The sequence below is a fragment of the Kribbella sp. CA-293567 genome (assembly GCF_027627575.1).
GTDB lineage: Bacteria > Actinomycetota > Actinomycetes > Propionibacteriales > Kribbellaceae > Kribbella.
In genome coordinates, this window is the sequence record NZ_CP114065.1 from 1,984,556 (window position 1) to 2,002,820 (window position 18,265).

General features: G+C 69.3%; 20 protein-coding genes. 9 read left to right on the forward strand and 11 right to left on the reverse strand.

Features of this window, described 5'->3' with window-relative positions:
- Window positions 1-19 precede the first annotated feature (19 nt).
- The gene (locus OX958_RS09625; protein ID WP_270136908.1) at window positions 20-769 is read left to right on the forward strand and encodes a ParA family protein; all 750 of its coding nucleotides are present in this window, start codon (window positions 20-22) and stop codon (window positions 767-769) included.
- A 111-nt stretch (window positions 770-880) separates the two neighbouring features.
- Here the strand turns inward: OX958_RS09625 and OX958_RS09630 are convergent, their stop codons facing one another.
- Together OX958_RS09630 and OX958_RS09635 are read right to left on the reverse strand one after the other, a co-directional pair.
- Entirely contained in the window at window positions 881-1,831 is a 951-nt protein-coding gene (locus OX958_RS09630) for a DUF4349 domain-containing protein (protein WP_270136909.1), read from the reverse strand.
- A 147-nt stretch (window positions 1,832-1,978) separates the two neighbouring features.
- Entirely contained in the window at window positions 1,979-4,477 is a 2,499-nt protein-coding gene (locus tag OX958_RS09635; RefSeq protein WP_270136910.1) for a DEAD/DEAH box helicase, read from the reverse strand.
- Between the two features lie 323 nt (window positions 4,478-4,800).
- On the opposite strand from OX958_RS09635, the gene OX958_RS09640 reads away from it, so the two are divergent.
- Window positions 4,801-5,475, forward strand: a complete 675-nt coding sequence (locus OX958_RS09640; protein ID WP_270139021.1) for a ferritin-like fold-containing protein — start codon at window positions 4,801-4,803, stop codon at window positions 5,473-5,475.
- Window positions 5,476-5,537: 62 nt separating this feature from the next.
- Here OX958_RS09640 and OX958_RS09645 read toward each other — a convergent pair whose 3' ends face one another.
- The 5 genes from OX958_RS09645 to ligD form a co-directional block, all read right to left on the reverse strand.
- On the reverse strand, window positions 5,538-5,816 hold the full coding sequence (locus tag OX958_RS09645) for a GlsB/YeaQ/YmgE family stress response membrane protein (RefSeq protein WP_270136911.1): 279 nt from the start codon (window positions 5,814-5,816) through the stop codon (window positions 5,538-5,540).
- A gap of 213 nt (window positions 5,817-6,029) precedes the next feature.
- Window positions 6,030-6,302: a GlsB/YeaQ/YmgE family stress response membrane protein gene (locus OX958_RS09650; protein WP_270136912.1), complete on the reverse strand. Its 273-nt coding sequence runs from the start codon at window positions 6,300-6,302 to the stop codon at window positions 6,030-6,032.
- Window positions 6,303-6,449: 147 nt separating this feature from the next.
- Entirely contained in the window at window positions 6,450-6,677 is a 228-nt protein-coding gene (locus tag OX958_RS09655; protein ID WP_270136913.1) for a DUF3107 domain-containing protein, read from the reverse strand.
- Between the two features lie 112 nt (window positions 6,678-6,789).
- Entirely contained in the window at window positions 6,790-7,419 is a 630-nt protein-coding gene (locus OX958_RS09660) for a TetR/AcrR family transcriptional regulator (protein ID WP_270136914.1), read from the reverse strand.
- 106 nt (window positions 7,420-7,525) lie between these two features.
- A complete protein-coding gene (gene ligD / locus OX958_RS09665) occupies window positions 7,526-8,452 on the reverse strand; it encodes a non-homologous end-joining DNA ligase (protein ID WP_270136915.1) in 927 nt (308 codons plus the stop codon).
- A gap of 18 nt (window positions 8,453-8,470) precedes the next feature.
- On the opposite strand from ligD, the gene OX958_RS09670 reads away from it, so the two are divergent.
- From OX958_RS09670 to moeZ, 3 genes are all read left to right on the forward strand, one after another.
- Window positions 8,471-9,388 carry an alpha/beta fold hydrolase gene (locus tag OX958_RS09670; protein WP_270136916.1) on the forward strand — a complete coding sequence of 306 codons (918 nt, stop codon included), beginning with the start codon at window positions 8,471-8,473 and terminating at the stop codon, window positions 9,386-9,388.
- A gap of 182 nt (window positions 9,389-9,570) precedes the next feature.
- Window positions 9,571-12,309 (forward strand): Calx-beta domain-containing protein, encoded by a 2,739-nt coding sequence (locus OX958_RS09675; RefSeq protein ID WP_270136917.1) that lies wholly within the window; start codon window positions 9,571-9,573, stop codon window positions 12,307-12,309.
- 200 nt (window positions 12,310-12,509) lie between these two features.
- A complete protein-coding gene (moeZ, locus tag OX958_RS09680) occupies window positions 12,510-13,703 on the forward strand; it encodes an adenylyltransferase/sulfurtransferase MoeZ (protein ID WP_270136918.1) in 1,194 nt (397 codons plus the stop codon).
- 64 nt (window positions 13,704-13,767) lie between these two features.
- On the opposite strand, the gene OX958_RS09685 is transcribed toward moeZ, so the two are convergent.
- From OX958_RS09685 to OX958_RS09695, 3 genes are read right to left on the reverse strand one after another with little or no spacing between them, the layout of a single operon-like run.
- Window positions 13,768-14,304, reverse strand: a complete 537-nt coding sequence (locus OX958_RS09685) for a hypothetical protein (RefSeq protein ID WP_270136919.1) — start codon at window positions 14,302-14,304, stop codon at window positions 13,768-13,770.
- Window positions 14,225-15,028: a maleylpyruvate isomerase family mycothiol-dependent enzyme gene (locus OX958_RS09690; RefSeq protein ID WP_270136920.1), complete on the reverse strand. Its 804-nt coding sequence runs from the start codon at window positions 15,026-15,028 to the stop codon at window positions 14,225-14,227. The genes OX958_RS09685 and OX958_RS09690 overlap by 80 nt, the downstream gene beginning before the upstream one ends.
- The gene (locus OX958_RS09695; protein ID WP_270136921.1) at window positions 15,025-15,651 is read right to left on the reverse strand and encodes a TetR/AcrR family transcriptional regulator; all 627 of its coding nucleotides are present in this window, start codon (window positions 15,649-15,651) and stop codon (window positions 15,025-15,027) included. The genes OX958_RS09690 and OX958_RS09695 overlap by 4 nt, the downstream gene beginning before the upstream one ends.
- An 86-nt stretch (window positions 15,652-15,737) precedes the next feature.
- On the opposite strand from OX958_RS09695, the gene OX958_RS09700 reads away from it, so the two are divergent.
- Genes OX958_RS09700 through OX958_RS09715 form a run of 4 tightly spaced genes read left to right on the forward strand, consistent with a single transcriptional unit; the run spans window position 15,738 to window position 17,797 of the window.
- Window positions 15,738-16,004, forward strand: coding sequence for a DUF2277 domain-containing protein (locus OX958_RS09700; RefSeq protein WP_020385754.1), 267 nt, complete (start codon window positions 15,738-15,740; stop codon window positions 16,002-16,004).
- A 55-nt stretch (window positions 16,005-16,059) separates the two neighbouring features.
- A complete protein-coding gene (locus tag OX958_RS09705) occupies window positions 16,060-16,902 on the forward strand; it encodes a TIGR03560 family F420-dependent LLM class oxidoreductase (RefSeq protein ID WP_270136922.1) in 843 nt (280 codons plus the stop codon).
- 55 nt (window positions 16,903-16,957) lie between these two features.
- Window positions 16,958-17,254, forward strand: a complete 297-nt coding sequence (locus OX958_RS09710) for an MGMT family protein (protein ID WP_270136923.1) — start codon at window positions 16,958-16,960, stop codon at window positions 17,252-17,254.
- A gap of 42 nt (window positions 17,255-17,296) precedes the next feature.
- Window positions 17,297-17,797: a GNAT family N-acetyltransferase gene (locus OX958_RS09715; RefSeq protein WP_270136924.1), complete on the forward strand. Its 501-nt coding sequence runs from the start codon at window positions 17,297-17,299 to the stop codon at window positions 17,795-17,797.
- Here OX958_RS09715 and OX958_RS09720 read toward each other — a convergent pair.
- Window positions 17,794-18,255, reverse strand: a complete 462-nt coding sequence (locus tag OX958_RS09720; RefSeq protein WP_270136925.1) for an HIT family protein — start codon at window positions 18,253-18,255, stop codon at window positions 17,794-17,796. The genes OX958_RS09715 and OX958_RS09720 overlap by 4 nt on opposite strands.
- Between the last annotated feature and the right edge of the window lie 10 nt (window positions 18,256-18,265).

Here is an 18,265-nt window from a genome sequence, read left to right on the forward strand (position 1 = left end):
GGTGCGGCACAATGGCCGGGTGCCCCGGACCCTTGCTGTCGCCAACCAGAAGGGTGGGGTGGCCAAGACCACCACGGTGGCTTCGCTCGGCGCTGCCCTGACCGAGCTCGGGCAGCGCGTTCTGCTGGTCGATCTGGACCCCCAGGCCTGCTTGACGTTCTCGGTCGGCATCGACCCAGAGGACCTGGACAAGTCGGTCCACCACGTGTTGCTCGGCGGAGTGAAGGCGCGGGACGTGATCGTGCCGACCGACGAAGGCCCCGACCTGCTGCCGGCCACCATCGAGCTGGCCACGGCAGAGGTGCGCCTTGCTGCCGAGAGCAGTCCCGAACACCTGGTCCGTACGGCGCTGCGCCCGGTCGCGGTGGCGTACGACTGGATCCTGATCGACTGCCCGCCCACCCTCGGACCGCTGACCGTGAACGGGTTGTCGGCGGCGACGGACGTGCTGATTCCCTTGCAGTGCGAGACTCTCGCGCATCGCGGCGTCGGGCAACTACTGGACACCATCTACGACGTCCAGCGACTGACCAACCCGGGCCTCGAGGTGCTCGGTGTGCTGCCCACCCTTTACGACGGGCGCACGACTCACGCGCGAGCCGTGCTCGAGACGATCGCCGGGACGTATGCGCTGACCGTCCTGACCCCGGCGATACCGAAGTCCATCCGCTTCGCCGAGGCCCCCGCGATCGGGCAGTCCATCCTGACCACCGCGCCGCGCTCGGCAGGCGCGAAGGCCTACCGAGCCGTGGCGAAGTCGCTGCTCTGAGCCCCGGACCGCCACCACTGACCAACCTCTCGGCCAGCGACTCTGCGAGGGTCCGCTGAGCCTGCGCGAGGCGTCGCGGACGAGGTTGGTCGGTGATGGCGGTCCGGGCAGTCAGGGCTGGTCGGGGTGCTTCGGAAGCGGCGGGCCGCCGGCCGGAGCACCAGCGGTGGCGACCGCCGGCTGCGCGTTGCGGCGAAGGCGGCTGCGGAGGCGCCAGAGCGGGTAGCCGATCAGGGCCAGCGCGATCAGGAACGGCAGCAGCGCGCCGACCGCGGTCGCGAGCGCCGAGAAGGTGGCGGTGAAGGCGTTCCAGCCGCCGCGCAGTCCGGACAGGAAGCCCTTGTCCTCGGCTTCGGCGACCTCGGCCGTCTTGCCCTTCTCCACCAGCGTCAGGCGCAGTGTCGCCAGTTCGGTCTGCAGGGAAAGGTTCTTCTGCTTGGCCAGCAGCGCTTCCAGGTCGGCCTCGCGCCGGGTCAGCTCGCTCTCCACCGAGACGATCTCGCCGATCGAGTTGGCCTTCGCCAGCAACGCGCGCATCCGGTCCAGACTGGCTCGCTGCGACGAGATCCGGCTGCCGACATCGACCACCTGCTCGGTCACGTCACTCGACTCCTGGCTGATCGAGGTGCGCTTGCCGAGGCCCGAGAGCCTCTCGATCGCGGTCTCGTACGCCGCCGTCGGCACCTTGAGCACCAGGTTGGCCTGCGTGATCCGGCCGTCGTCGTTGCTGGAGGTGTCCTCGGACGCGACCTGACCGCGCAGGCCGGTGACGACACCGATCGCCTTCTGCCGTTGGTCGCTGACGTCCTCACCGTCGACCTCGACGGTGAGCGCGCCGGTCTTGATGATCGCCCGGGTGATCGACGGCTGAGCTGCCGGTGCCGCCTTGCCGCCCGCGCCGGTGCTGCTCTCCTGCCCGGCGTTGTTGCTGTCCTTCGCGGGCGCCGCGGCACTGTCGCCCGCCGCGCTGTCGTTGCCGCCGCCCGCACTGCAACCGGACAGCAGAACGGCCACGGCCAGGAACACTCCTGTCACCGCGGCCGATACACGCATCCTCGTCATCGCCACACCCTTCCTCCCACGATGGTCCCCGTCAGGGTGAGGACGGGCCGGGGGAGGCCGGGCGTTGCGGTCCGGCGGTCACTGTTCGGGCACGGAGAGGGGACGAACCGGTCTCGCCTCCGACAGTGACTCGCCGGTTACCGATCGCTACTCGGGCGACGTGAAGGTCGGCACGACGACACCCGCCGCGCTCTTCTTCACCGCTGCCTTCTTGACGGCCTTCTTGGCCGTCGTCTTCGTGGTGCTCTTCTTGACCGCGCTCTTCTTCGGAGCCTCGGCACCCTTGGCCTCGGCAGCGGGCTTCTCGGCCGGTGCCTTCTTGACGGCGGTCTTCTTGGCGGCCGCCTTCTTCTTGGCCACCGGCCGCTCGGCATCCGCCTCGACGGCAGGCGCCTTGGCAACCGGTACTTCGGCCGCTGCGACCAGGTCGGCGGCCGGTTGGTCGGCAACCTTCTTGGCAGTCCGCTTGCGAGCCGCCTTCTTCACCGGCGCCTCAGCCGCAGCGTCCGCAACCGGAGCCGCAGTGACGGCTTCCGCTGCCGGAGCCTCGGCCTTCTTCGCACGGCCTGCGGCCTTCTTCGCCGGCGCCTTCTTCGCGGGTGCCTGAACAGCCGGTGCGTCAGCAGCCGGCGCGGCTACGGGAGCCTCCGTCTTGGCCGCGGTCTCCGCGACGACCGCCGGCGCGGTAGCACCCTCGGTCGCACCTTCTACCGCGCGACGACGGCTACGTGTCCGCTTCGGCGGCGTTTCGCCGGCCTCGACCGCTGCAGCTGCCTTGCTCTCGTTCGCCGCAGTCTCGGCCTTGGCAGCAGCAAGAGCCTCTGCCGCGACGACGCTCGCCTTCTCGGCAACCGGAGTCTCTGCTGCGACTGCCTTCGCGTCGGCAGAGCCCTCGGTCGCGCGACGACGGCTACGTGTCCGCTTCGCCGGAGCCTGCTCGCCGTCGGCGTTCGGCGTACCGGAGCCGGCTTGCGAACCGGCCTCGGCCTGCGACGTGCCGGACTCGGAGACCTGCTGCGCGCTGACCTCGGACACCTGCTGCGTGGCGACCTCGGACGTCTGCGAACCAGCAGCATCCGCCGTCACGGCAGCAGCGTCGGCACCACGGCGGCGACGGTTGCGAGAGCGGGGCTTGCGCTCCGCCGGAGCCTCGCCGGCCTCCGTGGAGGAATCGGCATTCGGCGGTACGGCGGTCTTCGCGGTGACGTCACCCTCGGACTTGCGTCCGCCCGACCTCTGCTCGGAGGACCGGTGATCGCCCGACCTCTGCTCGGACGGCCGGTGCTCCCCGGACTTCTGCTCGGTCGCCTGGCCACCCTCGACCGGCTGACCGGAACGCAGCCGGCGACGGTTGCGGTTCGGCCGCTTGCGGGCCGGACGATCGGTGCTGGTCGCGCCTTCGCCCTCGGTCCTCGGCTCGTCGTGACTGCGGGCGGGCCGGTTCCGGTCCTGCTCGCCGCGGCGTCCCGACTTGTCCCGGCCCGGACGCTCGGCCCGCTCCTGGCGCTCGGCCGGTTCGCGCGGCGGCTTGATCCGGCCCTTCGCCTCGGTCGGGATGCCGAGGTCGTGGTAGAGCTCGGGCGACGTCGAGTAGATCTCCTGCGGCTCGTTGTACGGCAGGTCGAGCGCCTGGTTGATCGTCTTCCAGCGAACCAGGTCCGCCCAGTCGACGAAGGTCACCGCGATACCGCTCGCACCGGCGCGGCCGGTCCGGCCGATCCGGTGCACGTAGGCCTTCTCGTCCTCGGGGCAGGTGTTGTTGATGACGTGCGTGACGCCCTCGACGTCGATACCCCGGGCCGCGACGTCGGTACAGATCAGGACGTCGACCTTGTCGCCGCGGAAGCGGGTCAGCGCCCGCTCGCGGGCCTGCTGGTTCAGGTCACCGTGGATCGCGGCGGCCGAGAAGCCGCGGTCGATCAGGTCGTCGGTGAGCCGGGACGCCTCGCGCTTGGTCCGGCAGAAGATCATCACCCGGCCGCGGTCGTCGGCCTGCAGGATCCGGGCCACCACCTCGGGCTTGTCCAGATCGTGCGCGCGGTAGACGAACTGCGCGGTGGTCGGGACCATCTGGGAGTCGTCGCCCGACTCGGCCCGGATGTTCAGCGGGTGCCGCATGTGGGTGCGGGCCAGGCCGATCACGGCCGACGGCATCGTTGCCGAGAACAACATCGTCTGGCGCAGCTCCGGCGTCTTGCGCAGGATCCGCTCGACGTCGGGCAGGAAGCCGAGGTCCAGCATCTCGTCGGCCTCGTCCAGCACCAGCACCTTGATGTGGCTCAGGTCGAGCACGCCGCGGTTGGCCAGGTCGAGCAGCCGGCCCGGCGTACCGACGACGACGTCGACGCCGGACTTCAGCGCGTCCAGCTGCGGGTCGTAGGCGACCCCGCCGTAGATGGTGAGGATCCGGACCGAGCGCACCGTGGACGCGGTCACCAGGTCCTTGGCGACCTGGATGGTCAGCTCACGGGTCGGCGTGACGACCAGGGCCTGCGGCTTGCCGGGCGCGGCCAGCTGCTCGTAGTCGGCCTCACCGGGGGAGATGGTGCGCTGCAGCAACGGGATGCCGAACCCGAGGGTCTTCCCGGTACCGGTACGAGCCTGGCCGATCAGGTCGGTCCCCAGCAGTGCGACGGGGAGCGTCATCTCCTGGATCGGGAAGGGCTCTTTGATGTTGACGCGGTCGAGTGCGTCGCAGATCTCGGGCAGAACCCCGAGCTCTCGGAAGGTGGTCAGGCTGATCGCCTCTCACATGCTTGTGCGGACAGTTGCATCAGGTGGCCGGGTGGGCGTGGTCTGCCCTACTTTTCACGGCGCGGGACACTGTGCAAGCGGCTCGCACCAGCTGCCCATCTGGGCGCGTCACCGGCGAAACACCGTCCAGTGTAGCCGGAATACCCGATCCGGCCGCTTCGCCCGATTTCCACCCCGTACGCCGCCGGGCAGATAGTGTGCGCAGCATGACCGAGATGACGGCCTTTGATGATCCCGCCTACCGGGCCGCTGCTGTGGATCTGCTCGGCGTTCTGGCGTACGGCGAACTGACCGCGTTCGAGCGGATCGCCGAGGACGCCAAGCTCGCCCCGACACTCAACGACAAGGCTCAGCTGGCCCAGCTGGCGACCACCGAGTTCGGCCATTTCGTGCAGCTGCGAGACCGCCTCGTCACGCTCGGAGTCGACCCGATGGAGGCGATGCAGCCGTTCGTCACGCCGCTGGACGCCTTCCACGACCACACCGCTCCGTCCGACTGGCTGGAGGGGCTGGTCAAGGCCTATGTCGGGGACGGGCTGGCGAACGACTTCTACCGTGAGGTCGCGGCGTACGTCGACGCCGAGACCCGCGCCCTCGTGCTGGAGGTCTTCGCCGACTCCGGCCAGGCCGAGTTCGTGGTCGACCGGGTCCGGGCCGCGATCGAGGAGGACCCGAAGCTGGGTGGCCGGCTGGCGCTGTGGGGACGCCGCCTGGTGGGCGAAGCCCTCAGCCAGGCGCAGCGGATCGCCGCCGACCGCGATCCGCTGGCGGCTCTGCTGGCCGGAAGTGTCGACCGCCCGGGCCTCGACCTGGCCGCCATCGGCCGGATGTTCACCCGGCTGACCGAGGCGCACACCGCCCGGATGACCGCGCTCGGCCTGCAGGCCTGAGGACCGCCACGCAGAGCGGCCGCCTCCCCGATCGGGGAGGCGGCCGCTGTGCCGGTGCTGCGTCAGACTCTTGCTCTACCGCTGTTCCGCGACGAGATGAACGCCACCACCGCCGCGGCGCACGCGATCTGGATCAGGTACTGGATCCAGTCCGGCCCGGGGGTGTCCTTGATGCCGGCGAAGTGGGCGATCAGGCCACCGATGAAGGCGCCGATCCCGCCGCCGAGGATGGTCCAGCCGAGGCTGATGTTCTGCTTGCCGGGAAGCACGAGTCGCGCGAGCGGCCCGAAGACGACTCCCGCGATCAGACTGACGATGATCATCCAGACCCAGTAACCCACGGTTCCTCCAAGGAGACGATGTGACCAGCGGGGCGACCGGTGATCGGGCCACCGGTCACGCAGGTCCCGAGTTCATCGTCCTCCCGGTACTCCGGCCGCGCGGACCGACTCGCCGTCCGTGACCGGATGTTCACCCCGTGGTGGCGCGCCGGTCGGGAACGCCGAACCGGCCGTCACCTGAAGGCGACGGCCGGTTCGAACGCGAGCTGCCGGTCAGACCGACCGGGTCTTCGACTTCCCGGTGACAGTGGCCGCGACCACGACCAGAACGGCGGCGACGAGGATGCTGATGATCCAGCGAAGCCAGTCGATGCCCTTCGTGGCGTCGACCCCCAGCGCGGCGGCCAGGTAGTACCCGATCAGTACGCCGCCGATGCCGCACAGCACGGTGAGCCACAGCGGGATGTTGTCCCGGTTCCCCGGGGCCACGAACTTGCCGAGCAGACCGATGATGATGCCGGCAACGATCACTCCGATGATTTCCATGACGCTGCTCCTCCTAGTGACGACCACGTCCGCACGATGTGACGTTGTTGCGTCGAGGAGGAACCGGTTACCGCTGTCCGCTCACCGTAAACGTGCTCCGGCCGAACCGATACCGAGCCGAGGGTCCGGCGGTCACCGGACCGGCGCTCAGATCGCGCCGAAACCGACCTTGCGGATCGAGACCTCGCCGATCTCCACGTACGCCAGCCGGTCGGCCGGGACCAGTACCTTGCGGCCCTTCTCGTCCGTCAGTTGCAGGAGATTGGACTTGCCACCGAGCGCGTCCGCGACGGCCTTCTCGACCTCTTCGGGACTCTGCTCGCTCTCGAGCACCAACTCGCGATTGGCGTGCTGTACGCCGATCTTGACCTCCACGAAACCCTCCCGGGCACGTTCCGACCGGCGGCTCTCGCCGGTACCCGATTCGAGCCTATCCGCTGCGGCCGTGAGGTTCTCACCCGTCCGCCCACAGCAGAACCTGACCGGGTCAGCCTTCGGTGCGCGGGAAGCCGCGGATGCCGCGCCAGGCCAGGCTCGCGACCAGGTCGGCGGCCTGCTCCTGGGCCAGGGTGGGATTGTCCGAGGCGAGCCAGTACCGCGCGCTGACCTGGGCCATCCCGACCAGGCTGACCGCCAGCACCATCGACTGCTCCTTGTTCAGGCCGGCGTCGGCGCTGATCACCTCGGAGCAGGCCTCGGCGCAGGCGTGCGTGACCCGGTCGACCCGCTCGCGGACCGCGGGCTCGTTGGTCAGGTCGGACTCGAAGACCAGCCGGAAGGCGCCCTGGGCGTTGGCGACGTACTCGTAGAAGGCGTGGATGGTCGCGCCGACCCGGTTCTTGTTGTCGTCGGTCGAGCGCAGCGCGTCCCGGACCGAGGCGACGATCGCCTCGCAGGAGGTGTCCAGCAGGGCCAGGTACAGCTCGAGCTTGCCGGGGAAGTGCTGGTAGAGCACGGGCTTCGAGACGCCGGCCCGGTCGGCGATGTCGTCCATCGCGGCGGCGTGGTAGCCGTTCGCCACGAAGACTTCCTGGGCCGCCTCGAGCAGTTGAGCGCGGCGGGCCAGCCGAGGCAGGCGGCTGCCGCGCTTGGGCGCGGTCTCCGGTGTCGTCGACACGTCGGGCTCCTTCGGTGGTGCGGCCCGGGAGCGCGAACCCCCGGATAGTTGAACCGAATCCTACCCAGCGTTGTGTCCCGTCAGTAGCTTCGGTCCCCGGTGATCCTTACGAGGGCAGTGGCCGCGGTTCGTCGTACAGACCGGCCAGGACGTCGCCGTACTCGTCGATCCGGGCCAGGACGTCGGCCGGCAGGAAGGTCAGATCGGCCGGTTCGGTGGCGGCCGCCACCTCGTCCCAGTCGATCGGCGTCGAGACCCTCGGCTCCTCGGCACCGCGCAGCGAGTACGGCGCGAGGGTGGTCTTCGCGCTGGCGTTCTGGCTCCAGTCGATGAACACCTTGCCCGGCCGCAGCGCCTTGGTCATGTTCGCGGTGACGTTCTCCGGCAGCGCCTCGGCGAGCTGCTCGGCGAGCTGTTTGGCGAAGGCGCTGGTGGCGCGGGACGAGGCCGGCTCGATCGGCACGTAGAGGTGCATGCCCTTGTTGCCGGAGGTCTTGGGCCAGCCTTCGAGCTCGAAGTGGTTGAGCAGCTCCCGCAGGGCCAGTGCGACGTCGCAGCACTCGACGATGGTCGTTCCGGGGCCCGGGTCGAGATCGAACACGATCAGGTCCGCCATCGGGTTGCGGCCCAGGTCGGACGGCTCGATCCGCCACTGCGGGACGTGCAGCTCGAGCGCGGCCAGGTTGGCCAGCCAGACGATGGTCTGGACGTCGTCCGCGATCACGAAGTCCGCCTCGTCCCGGCCGGTGGAGCTGCCGGGGGTGGGCAGCGTCACCGTGCGGACCCAGTCCGGCGTACCGCGGGGTGCGTTCTTCTCGAAGAAGTACGCCGCCGCGGTGCCGTCCGGCCACCGTTTGCGGGTCAGCGGACGGTCGGACAGGTGCGGCAGCAGCAGCGGCGCCACCTGGAGGTAGTAGTCGATCACCTCGGCCTTGGTGAAGCCCGTCTGCGGGTACAGCACCTTGCCGAGATTGGTCAGCTTCATCAGCTGTCCGTCGACCTCGGTCGTCAACTGCTTCGGTCCGGCCACCATGCGTCCTACCATGCACCAATGGAGAGTTACGGGGCAGTAACCGGCGCTGCGGTGCCGCTCGGAACGCAGGAATGGCCGGCCCGCACGGTGCCGGTCTCGGGGGCCGAACTGCTGGTCAGGGACGTGCCGAACGCGGACAAGACGCTCCCGCCGGCGCTCTTCGTGCACGGGCTGGGCGGCTCCTCCCTGAACTGGACGACGCTCGGGCACCTGCTGAACGACACGGTGCGCGGCATCGCGCCGGACCTGCCCGGCTTCGGCCGGACCCCGCCGTTGGCGGGCATGGGGGGCATCCACGAGCACGCCGAGTTGCTGAGCGAGTTGATGACCAAGGAGTTCGACGAGCCGGTGCACCTGTTCGGCAACTCGATGGGCGGCGCGGCCGCGGTGGCTCTCGCGGCGCGGCGGCCGGACGACGTGGCCTCGCTGACGCTGGTCTCGCCGGCGCTTCCGCATCGACGGGTGTCGGCCAGTGCGGTGTGGTTCACGGCTGTCTCCACGCCGCGACTCGGCAAGGCCGTGCTGGAGCGGACCCGGCGGATCCCGTTCGAGCGGCGGTTCAAGGCCTCGCTCTCGGTGATCTTCGGTGAGCCTCGCCTGCTGCCGCCGGAGGTGCTCGAGGCGTACGAGGCCGAACTGCGCGCCCGCGACACCCAGACCTGGGGACCGGAGGCCACCCTGGAGGGCGCTCGCAGCATCCTCTACTCCCAGTTCGCGCCACCGCGGCGATCGCTGTGGGCGGCCGCGGCCAAGGTCCGCTGTCCCGTCCTGCTGGTGTACGGCGGCCGCGACCGGCTCGTCGACGCGCGGATCCGGACGAAGGCGCAGCAGGCGTTCCGCGACGCCCGGCTGCTCTACCTGCCGAAGTCGGGGCACGTCGCGCAGATGGAGCACCCGCAGGAAGTCGAGCGCGCCTTCCGGCAGCTGATCGGCTAGCAGGTCGCCGCGGCCCGCGGTACCGACCTGGGGAGGGCATCGGCGTGCCGATGTCATCCCACGGGATGATCCTGCGAGCATTTCGTCGCCCAGGACAACCATTTGCCCGGACCCGGAGTCAGGCAGGTGATCTGTCTGCTGACGAAAGGACCGCTGTGCGGGTATTCGGAAGAGCGGGGCTGGTGCTTGCGCTGCTCGGTGGAGCGCTGCTGACCCCGGTAGGTCAGGCCCAGGCCGCTCCGCCTGAGCCATCTGTTGCCAAGGGCAATGACTGGGTGGTGGAGCCGGTGGCCGGCGGCTACCGGGTCACGCTGCGTCTGGACGCGCCGGCGCCGATGCGCGACGCGCTGCCGCTGATCGCGGTGAACGGCGAACCGGTCGGAGTGGCGAAGCAGTCGCCGGACCGGCGCAACGTCTCGCTGGTGACGCCGGACCCGTCGTTGCTGAAGGCAAAGGACGTCCAGCTGGTCTGGTCGGGAGACCTGGGCCGCGGCAAGGGGAAGAAGGGCAAGAGCCTGGCCGGTGGCGCGACCACCGACAAGGAGTGGCTGAAGGCGCCGCAGGGCCCGCCGTTGGCGGTCGATCCCGGTGCCACCGGCAAATATGCGGTCGACACGGGGGAGTACGACCTCGGCGACCAGGCGGTCTTCCTGCCCGGTCTCGGCCACCAGGCCGAGGTCGTCGGCAAGGTCTACGCACCGAAGGGCGCACTCGGTCCGCGGCCGCTGGTGGTCTTCCTGCACGGCCGTCACTCGGTCTGCTACGGCGATGCGACCTCGGAGCCGACCGCGCCCTGGCCGTGCGCCAAGGGCGAGAAGCCGATCCCGAGCTACCGGGGGTACGACGGAGCCGCGAAGGCACTCGCCAGCAACGGGTACCAGGTCGTCTCGATCAGCGCGAACGCCGTCAACGCCTTCGACGGCGGGGTCTACGACCAGGGCGCGCAGGCCCGGGCCGAGCTGATCCTGGAGCACCTGGCGCTGTGGAAGAAGTGGTCGACCGTCGGCGGTGGGCCGTTCGGCAGCAAGTTCGTCGGCAAGGTGAACCTGCAGAACATCGGCTTGATGGGCCACTCCCGCGGTGGCGAGGGCGTCGCCCGCGCCGCGGTGCTGAACGCCGATCGCGGCGGGCAGTACGGCATCCGCGCGGTGCTGCCGCTGGCGCCGACCGACTTCGCCCGGGCCACCGTGCCCGGTGTCGCGATGAGCGTCATCCTGCCGTACTGCGACGGGGACGTGTCCGACCTGCAGGGCCAGAAGTTCTACGACGACACCCGGTACTCCGTGACCGGCGACGCCGCGGCCCGCTCGACCGTGACGGTGCTCGGCGCCAACCACAACTTCTTCAACACCGAGTGGACCCCGGGTCAGTCGGCCGCACCGTCGAACGACGACTGGTGGAGTGACGACGAGAAGGCCGCGCCGTGCGGAGCGAAGTACGCGGGCCGGCTGACGGCCAAGGAACAGCAAGCCGTCGGTACGGCGTACGTGGCGGGCTTCTTCCGGCTGCAACTCGGGAACGAGACGAAGCTGCTGCCGCTGCTCGACGGGTCGAACGCGCATCCGGCCTCCGCCGGGCGGGCCGTCGTACGGGTCGTCTCGCAGGCTCCCGCGGCATCGCGGCGGGATGTCAGCCGTCTAGACCAGGCGCTGCCGGCCGGCGCGGTCACCGGCAAGGCGAAAGCCACCGTGTGCGCCGGGGTGGACGAGGCCTCGAAGGCGGCTGCTCCTGCCGCGACGTGTCTGACCTCGCCGGGCGGCGGCTCTGATTCGCCGCACTGGGTCGAGTCGTACCTGGCTCCGAACACGCCGACCACAGCGGTCACGAAGCTCACGTGGACCGGCAAGGGCGCAGTACGGATCAACTTGAATGCGTTCCAGCGCGACGTCCGCCGGTACTCCGTGCTGACGTTCCGGGCGACTCCTGACCCGTCGGGTGCGCCCAGGACGGACCTGACGGTTCGGGTCGTGGACGGCAAGGGCCGGGCGGCCGCAGTACCGGTGTCGGCGGTCAGCGACGCGCTGCTGCGGATGCCTGGTACGCCGGAGATGGGCCTGCCGAAGAACCTGCTGCGGACGGTACGGATCCCGACCAGCTCGCTGAAGGGGATCGACCTGCGCGACGTCCGCGCGATCGAACTGGTCACCGACAAGGCTGCCGCCGGCTCGGTGTTCGTCAGCGACCTGGCGTTCTCGACCCCGGGGCTGGGCAAGTCGGCGCCGTCGAAGCTGCCCCGGCTGTCGGCCACCGACGTCGGCAAGTTCCAGGAAGGCAACTCGGGCGTCCAGAACGCCGAGTTCTGGGTGACGCTGTCGCGGCCGAGCCCGCGGCCGGTCACCGTGTACGCCGAAACGGCCAGCGAGAGCCCGTCAGTCGGTTCGGTGGTCAAGCAGCTCGTCTTCAGGCCCGGACAGACCAAGCAGAAGATCACCGTGCCGATCACCGGGAACACCCGGGACAGCTACGACTCGGTTTTCAGCCTGGTGCTGTCGGCGCCGCACGACGCGCTGCTCGGCAAGTCGTTCGGCAACGGCGAGGTGATCGACGACGACCCGACGCCGACGCTGACCGTCGGGCACGCTACCGCGGCCGAGAACGCGAAGACGCTGAAGTTCCCGCTGAAGCTGTCGGCGCCGAGCGACAAGTTCGTCTGGCTGAGCGGCCAGGCCGAGGACGGCACCGCCGTGGTCCGGCAGGACTTCACCGTGCCGGACGACAGCGGCTCCACCACCGGCGAGCCGGATCGTGGGGTCTGGAGCGTGATCGAGGCGGGCCGGACCACCGGGGAGCTCGAGGTCGATCTGGTGGACGACAAGGTGCAGGAGCCGACCGAGACCTTCACCGTCGACCTGACCGAGGGCGAGGGGACCGATCTCGAGCTGCCGGTCAGTCTGACCGGCACGATCACCGACGACGACTGATCCCCGGGGCCGCGGCCCCGGGCTGAGCCGGACGGCGTCCGCCACCTCCCATCGGTGGGCGCCGTCCTCTCGTTTCTGAGACGACCGGTCCGGGATGCGGACCTGGCGGGCCTGCCCTGGGGTGGTGCGGGAACATGGGGGAGGGACGGATGGTTGAACCCCGAAGTCCCGCGAAGTTTCCCGCTGACGAGGAGTGCCACGTGCCACAGCTGCCACCGCTGGTCGAACCGGCCGACGAGCTGACCATCGACGAGGTCCGCCGCTATTCCCGGCACCTGATCATTCCCGAGGTCGGGATGGCCGGCCAGAAGCGGCTGAAGAACGCCAAGGTGCTGGTGATCGGCGCCGGTGGGCTGGGCAGCCCCGCGCTGCTCTACCTGGCCGCGGCCGGGGTCGGCACGCTCGGCATCGTCGAGTTCGACACCGTCGACGAGTCGAACCTGCAGCGCCAGATCATCCACGGCCAGTCCGACGTCGGCAAGTCCAAGGCCCAGTCGGCCAAGGAGTCGATCCTCGAGACCAACCCGAACACGAACGTCGTGCTGCACGAGGTCCGCCTCGACAACGACAACGTGTTCGAGATCTTCGAGCAGTACGACCTGATCGTCGACGGCACCGACAACTTCGCCACCCGGTACCTGGTCAACGACGCCGCGGTGCTGCTCGGCAAGCCCTACGTCTGGGGCTCGATCTTCCGCTTCGACGGCCAGATCAGCGTCTTCTGGGCCGAGCACGGGCCGTGCTACCGCTGCCTGTACCCCGAGCCGCCGCCGCCCGGCATGGTTCCGTCCTGCGCCGAGGGTGGCGTCCTGGGCGTGCTGTGCGCGTCGGTCGGTGCCGCCCAGGTGACCGAGGCGATCAAGCTGCTCACCGGGATCGGCGACCCGTCGCTGGGCCGGCTGAACATCTACGAGGCGCTCGACCTGAACTGGCGTTCGCTGAAGGTCCGCAAGGACCCGAACTGCGCGATCTGCGGCGAGAACCCGACCGTCACCGAACTGGTCGACTACGACGCGTTCTGCGGCGCGATCACCGAGGAGGCGGCCGACGCGGCCGTCGGCTCGACCATCTCGGTGAAGACGCTGAACGACTGGATCAAGCTCAAGGACAACGGCGAGAAGGACTTCGAGCTGATCGACGTCCGCGAGCCGAACGAGTACGAGATCAACCGAATCCCCGGCTCGGTGCTGATCCCGAAGGCCGACTTCCAGACCGGGGTCGCGCTGGAGAAGCTCCCGCAGGACAAGCAGCTGGTCTTCCACTGCAAGTCCGGCGTCCGGTCCGCCGAGGTGCTCGCGATCGTCAAGGGCGCCGGCTTCTCCGACGCCGTGCACGTCGGCGGCGGCGTGGTCGCGTGGGTCGACCAGATCGATCCGTCCCAGCCCGCCTACTGAGTCAGTAGCCGAAGCCCCGCCCTCGGACTTCTCGAGTCCGAGGGCCGGGCTTTTCGCTGGTCGCTCAGGTACGGCGGACGGCGAGGCCGTCGATCTGGTGCACCTGTCCGGCCACCCGGGTGGTCAGCAGGACCGACCCGGTCAGGAAGGTCGCCGGCACCGGCAGCGGCACGCTCGCCTGGTACTCGGTCGTGGCCTTGTAGAGGTTCACGGTACCGACGTACTTGCCGTTGTAGTAGACGTTCAGACCGCCACAGGTCACGCACTTGGTCGCGATCAGGAACAGCCGCTTCGCCTGCACGCTGCGGGAGACGGAGATACCCTTCGCGGTCGCGGTCGCGGTCCCGAGGTAGTACGCGCGGTTGCTCGCCCGGACCCAGCCTTTGGCCGCTTTGTCGGATCCGGCGTAGGTGACCGTGGCGGTGGCCGCCTTCGTGACGTCGAAGGCGGTTCCGGTCAGCCGGACGCTCGGCAGGGCGGAGTCGACGTCGAGCCAGCGGACAGCAGACCGTTCTCGTGCTTCAGAAGGGCATCCGGCAGCCGGCGACGGCCTCGGCGCCGAGCGGGTCGCCGTCGACGACCACCACGACGGGCTGGTCATCGCGTCCCGACACCGTCCGCAGGTAGCCGACCGCGTCGGTGCTGACGGTGGCGATCGGCTCGCCTTGGCCGAGCCGGTAACTGCCGCCTCCCTGGCCGGTGAGGATCAGCACGACCGGCGTACCGGGCCAGAACGGGCCGTCCACGAGATCGAGCATCACCTGCGCGACGACCTCACCGGCGTACGGGCCGGCGTCGAAGTCGCGCCCGAGCGCCTGGCAGACGTCGTCGCGGTGCATCCACAGGTCGCGAGCCAGCAGGATGTCCTGGATGTAGCCGAGTTCGAGCTGCTCGAAACCGGGGACGCCCTCCACCTTGATCTGTAGCCGGCGGAGCAGAGCGGGGTTGCGGCTGATGGTCCTGGTCGCCTTCGACCAGACCTTGTCGAAACGTGTGCGCAGTTCGGCGTACGGCGTACCGCGGTGATCGTCGGCCTGGATCAGCATGTGCGCGTCCAGCAGCCCGACGTCCGGATAGACGCGACGGGCCCGGCGATCGCGCAACGGGTAAGCCCACGGCTTGCTCACTTCCTCGGCCTGCCCGCACAGGTGGCCGACGATGTCGGCGACGTCCCACCCGGCGCAGACCGTCGGGCGCTTCCACTCCGCGTCGTCGAGGCTGCTCATCAGGTCGTGCCAGGCGGTCAGTTCGGTGTCGCGGTGGCGTCGGGCGGCAGCGCGGTCGGCGCGGCCGATCTCCCGCGCGGATATCGCTGTCCTGGTCATCTCTTCGTCCCCCTGTAGCGCTGGTAGAACATCTCGATCACGATCGGCATCAACTGCGTGAAGCGGCCGGTTTCGAAGGTCGCCTGTGGTTCGTTCGCCAACTGCTGCGACATCACCCCCGCGGTGATCGCCGTGAACAACGCGATGCCCTCGTCGCTGGTGGCGTCCTGGTGGAGCCGGCCGGCATCGACCTCCTGCTGGATACAGAACGTCACGTCCTCGATGGCCTCGACCGCCGGCCTGAAAGCTTCGGGGGAGGGTTCGAAGCCGGGCACCGTACGCCAGAAGAGCAATTGGCTCAGCACCTGGTTCGCCATGCACCAGCGACTGAACGCGGTGACCGCCACCTCGAGCTGATCCTCCGGCGCCGTGCCGATCCTCGCCGTGCGCTGCGCGTCCCGGAACTGCTCGGCACCGCGCTGGAAGAGGGCGTCGTAGATCGCCAGCTTGGACGGGAAGTACTGGTAGAGCGACGGTGGTTGCATGCCCAACTGCCTGGCCACCGCGGACAGGCTCAGCGCGGCGACGCCCTCGGTCTCCATCAGGGCGACCGACACGTCGAGGATCTCGTCGATGGTCTGCTGCCTGCGGAGGCTACGGCGGTCGGTGCCGGCTGCGCTCATGCCTTGAGGAAAACCTAAGGGTCGTAGGCAAGTCAATGGTTCGTAGATCTCGAGTCTTTGTCCCCGCCGGGTCGTACTGTTTTCGTATGTGCAGAAACATCACCGTTCTTCGTGGACTTGAGCCGGCGGCGACCTCGGAAGAGATCTACGCGGCGGCGTTGCAGTACGTGCGCAAGGTGACCGGCGTCGGCTCGCTCAGTGCGACCACCCGGGGCCCGATCGAGCGCGCCGCCGCCGAGGTCGCCAAGATCACCGAGGCGCTGCTGGAGGAGATGCCTGAGCGGCGCGTGCCGCCGCAGACCGTGCCGCCGCTGCGCAGGCCCGAAGTACGGGCTCGTCTCGGCTTGGACTGAGGGTCGCCGCCCTGGGGTAGGTTGCGGTGGAAAACCCTTACCAAGGAGGCGGCGGATGCGGTTCGCGATCAAGACCAGGCCCGAACACACGAGCTGGCAGCAGCTACGGGACGTGTGGATTGCGGCCGACGAGTTCGAGGTCTTCGAGTCGGCCTGGCACTGGGACCACTTCTACCCGCTGAGCGGCGACATGGCCGGCCCGAACCTGGAGGCCTGGACGACGCTGGCCGCCCTGGCCCAGGCGACCAAGCGGATCCGGGTCGGCTGCCAGGTCACCGGCATGATCTACCGCCACCCGGCCGTCCTCGCCAACATGGCGGCCACCACCGACATCATCTCCGGCGGCCGCCTCGAGCTCGGCATCGGCGCCGGCTGGAACCAGCTGGAGTGCGACGCCTACGGCATCGAGCTGCCACCGCTGAAGGAACGCTTCGACCGCTTCGACGAAGGCACCGAGGCACTGATCGCGCTGCTCACCCAGAAGGTCGCCAACTTCGACGGCCAGTACGTCAAACTCACCGACGCGTACTGCGAACCGAAGCCCGTGCAGACCCCGCACCCCCCGATCACGATCGGCGGCAAGGGCCCCAAGCGCACCCTCCGCGCCGTCGCCCGCTGGGCCCAGCACTGGAACGTCATCGTCCCGAGCCCCGAGGAGTGGAAGCCCCTCAAGGACATCCTGGTCACCCACTGCGAGACCTTCGACCGCGACGTCACCGAGATCACCTGCTCGGTCAACGTCCGCATCGACCCCGACCAGCCGCTCGCCCAGGCCATCGACGAAGCGCTCACCAGCGCAGCGGCGTACGAGGCAGCCGGGGTGGACCTGGTGGTCCTCAACCTGCCCCTGGACGCCCCGCCCTCGATCCTGGAATCCCTCGCCAAAGCCCTCGCCTGACCCCGGCACCCCTCGCCCGCGCAAGCCTGTCGGCAGGGATGGATAGCGTAGGGGGATGGACCGGGAGGAGTACGTGGAGGCCGTGCTGGTCGCGGTCGAGTCGATTCCGCCAGGCAGCGTCGCGACGTACGGCGACATCGCGGCGTACGTCGGCCAGGGCGGCCCCCGCCAGATCGGCGCCATCATGCGCGAGTACGGCGGCGGCGTCCCCTGGTGGCGAGTCATCCGCGCCAGCGGCATCCCCGCCGACGAGGTAGGCGACGAGCAACTCGAACTCCTCCGCGGCGACGGCGTCCGGGTAACCAACGGCAAAGTCAACCTCCGCCACTCCCGCTGGAACCCCGAGGAGTAATTCCGGTGAGACTTGTCGGCGGTGGGTGACACACTGCTGGGCGTGGCAGTCGAAGAGTGGTTTGTGGAAGTGGCCGGGGTGCACTCGGTGGAGTCTCAGGAGCTTCTCCGCGAGTACTACGTGGATGTCGCCGATCGGTACTACCAACTGCATCTGGGCCGCCCGGGGACGCCGGAGGAGATCGAGACCGGCCTGGCCGGCGCGCCGAGCGACGACCTCGCACCGCCGACCGGTGTCTTCCTCGTCGGCCAGTACGACGGCCGGCCGGCCGCCTGCGCGGGCCTCCGCCTGCAACCCAACCGCACCGCCGAGCTCGCCCGCCTCTACGTCAAGCCGGCCTTCCGCGGAACTGGTGGCGGCGCCGCGCTGCTGACCGCCATCGACCGCACCGCCCGCGCCCTCGGCGTCTCCCGCATCCGCCTCGACACCCGCCTCGACCTCACCGAAGCCCGCGCCCTCTACCTCAAGCACGGCTACCTTGAAGGCGAACCGCACAAAGAAGACAAGTACGCCGAAGTCTTCTACAGCAAAGTGCTCGGCTAGCTCGCGAAGTGGGCACGGAGGCGTTCACCGTACGGCGCCCGCTCGGCCGGGGTGGCCGGCGTGTTGTTGTGCCGACCGAGGTAGAGGTCGTCACCTTCGTACCTCGGGAAGACGTGCACGTGGTAGTGCCAGACGTCCTGGTACCCCATGGGCTCGTTGTGCTGACGAGTCGAGATTCCCGAGCAGTCGTAGGTCGATCGAATCGCGATCGCCAGTTCACGGACGAGATCGTGCACGGCATGCCCGGCCGCCGCGGGTAGGTCGTACAGGTTCTCGTGATGATCGGCCGGGACGACGAGAACGTGGCCGGGATTGTTCGGCCACCAGCGGGACGACACGAACGCCATCGCACGGTCGGTCCGGCGGACGATGTCGGACTGCGTCGTGAAGGAGTCTTCGCCGCCACTCAGAACCCTGCACAGCGGGCAGTCGTAGCCGGGCGGCTGGTGGTTGAACATGCCGAAATTC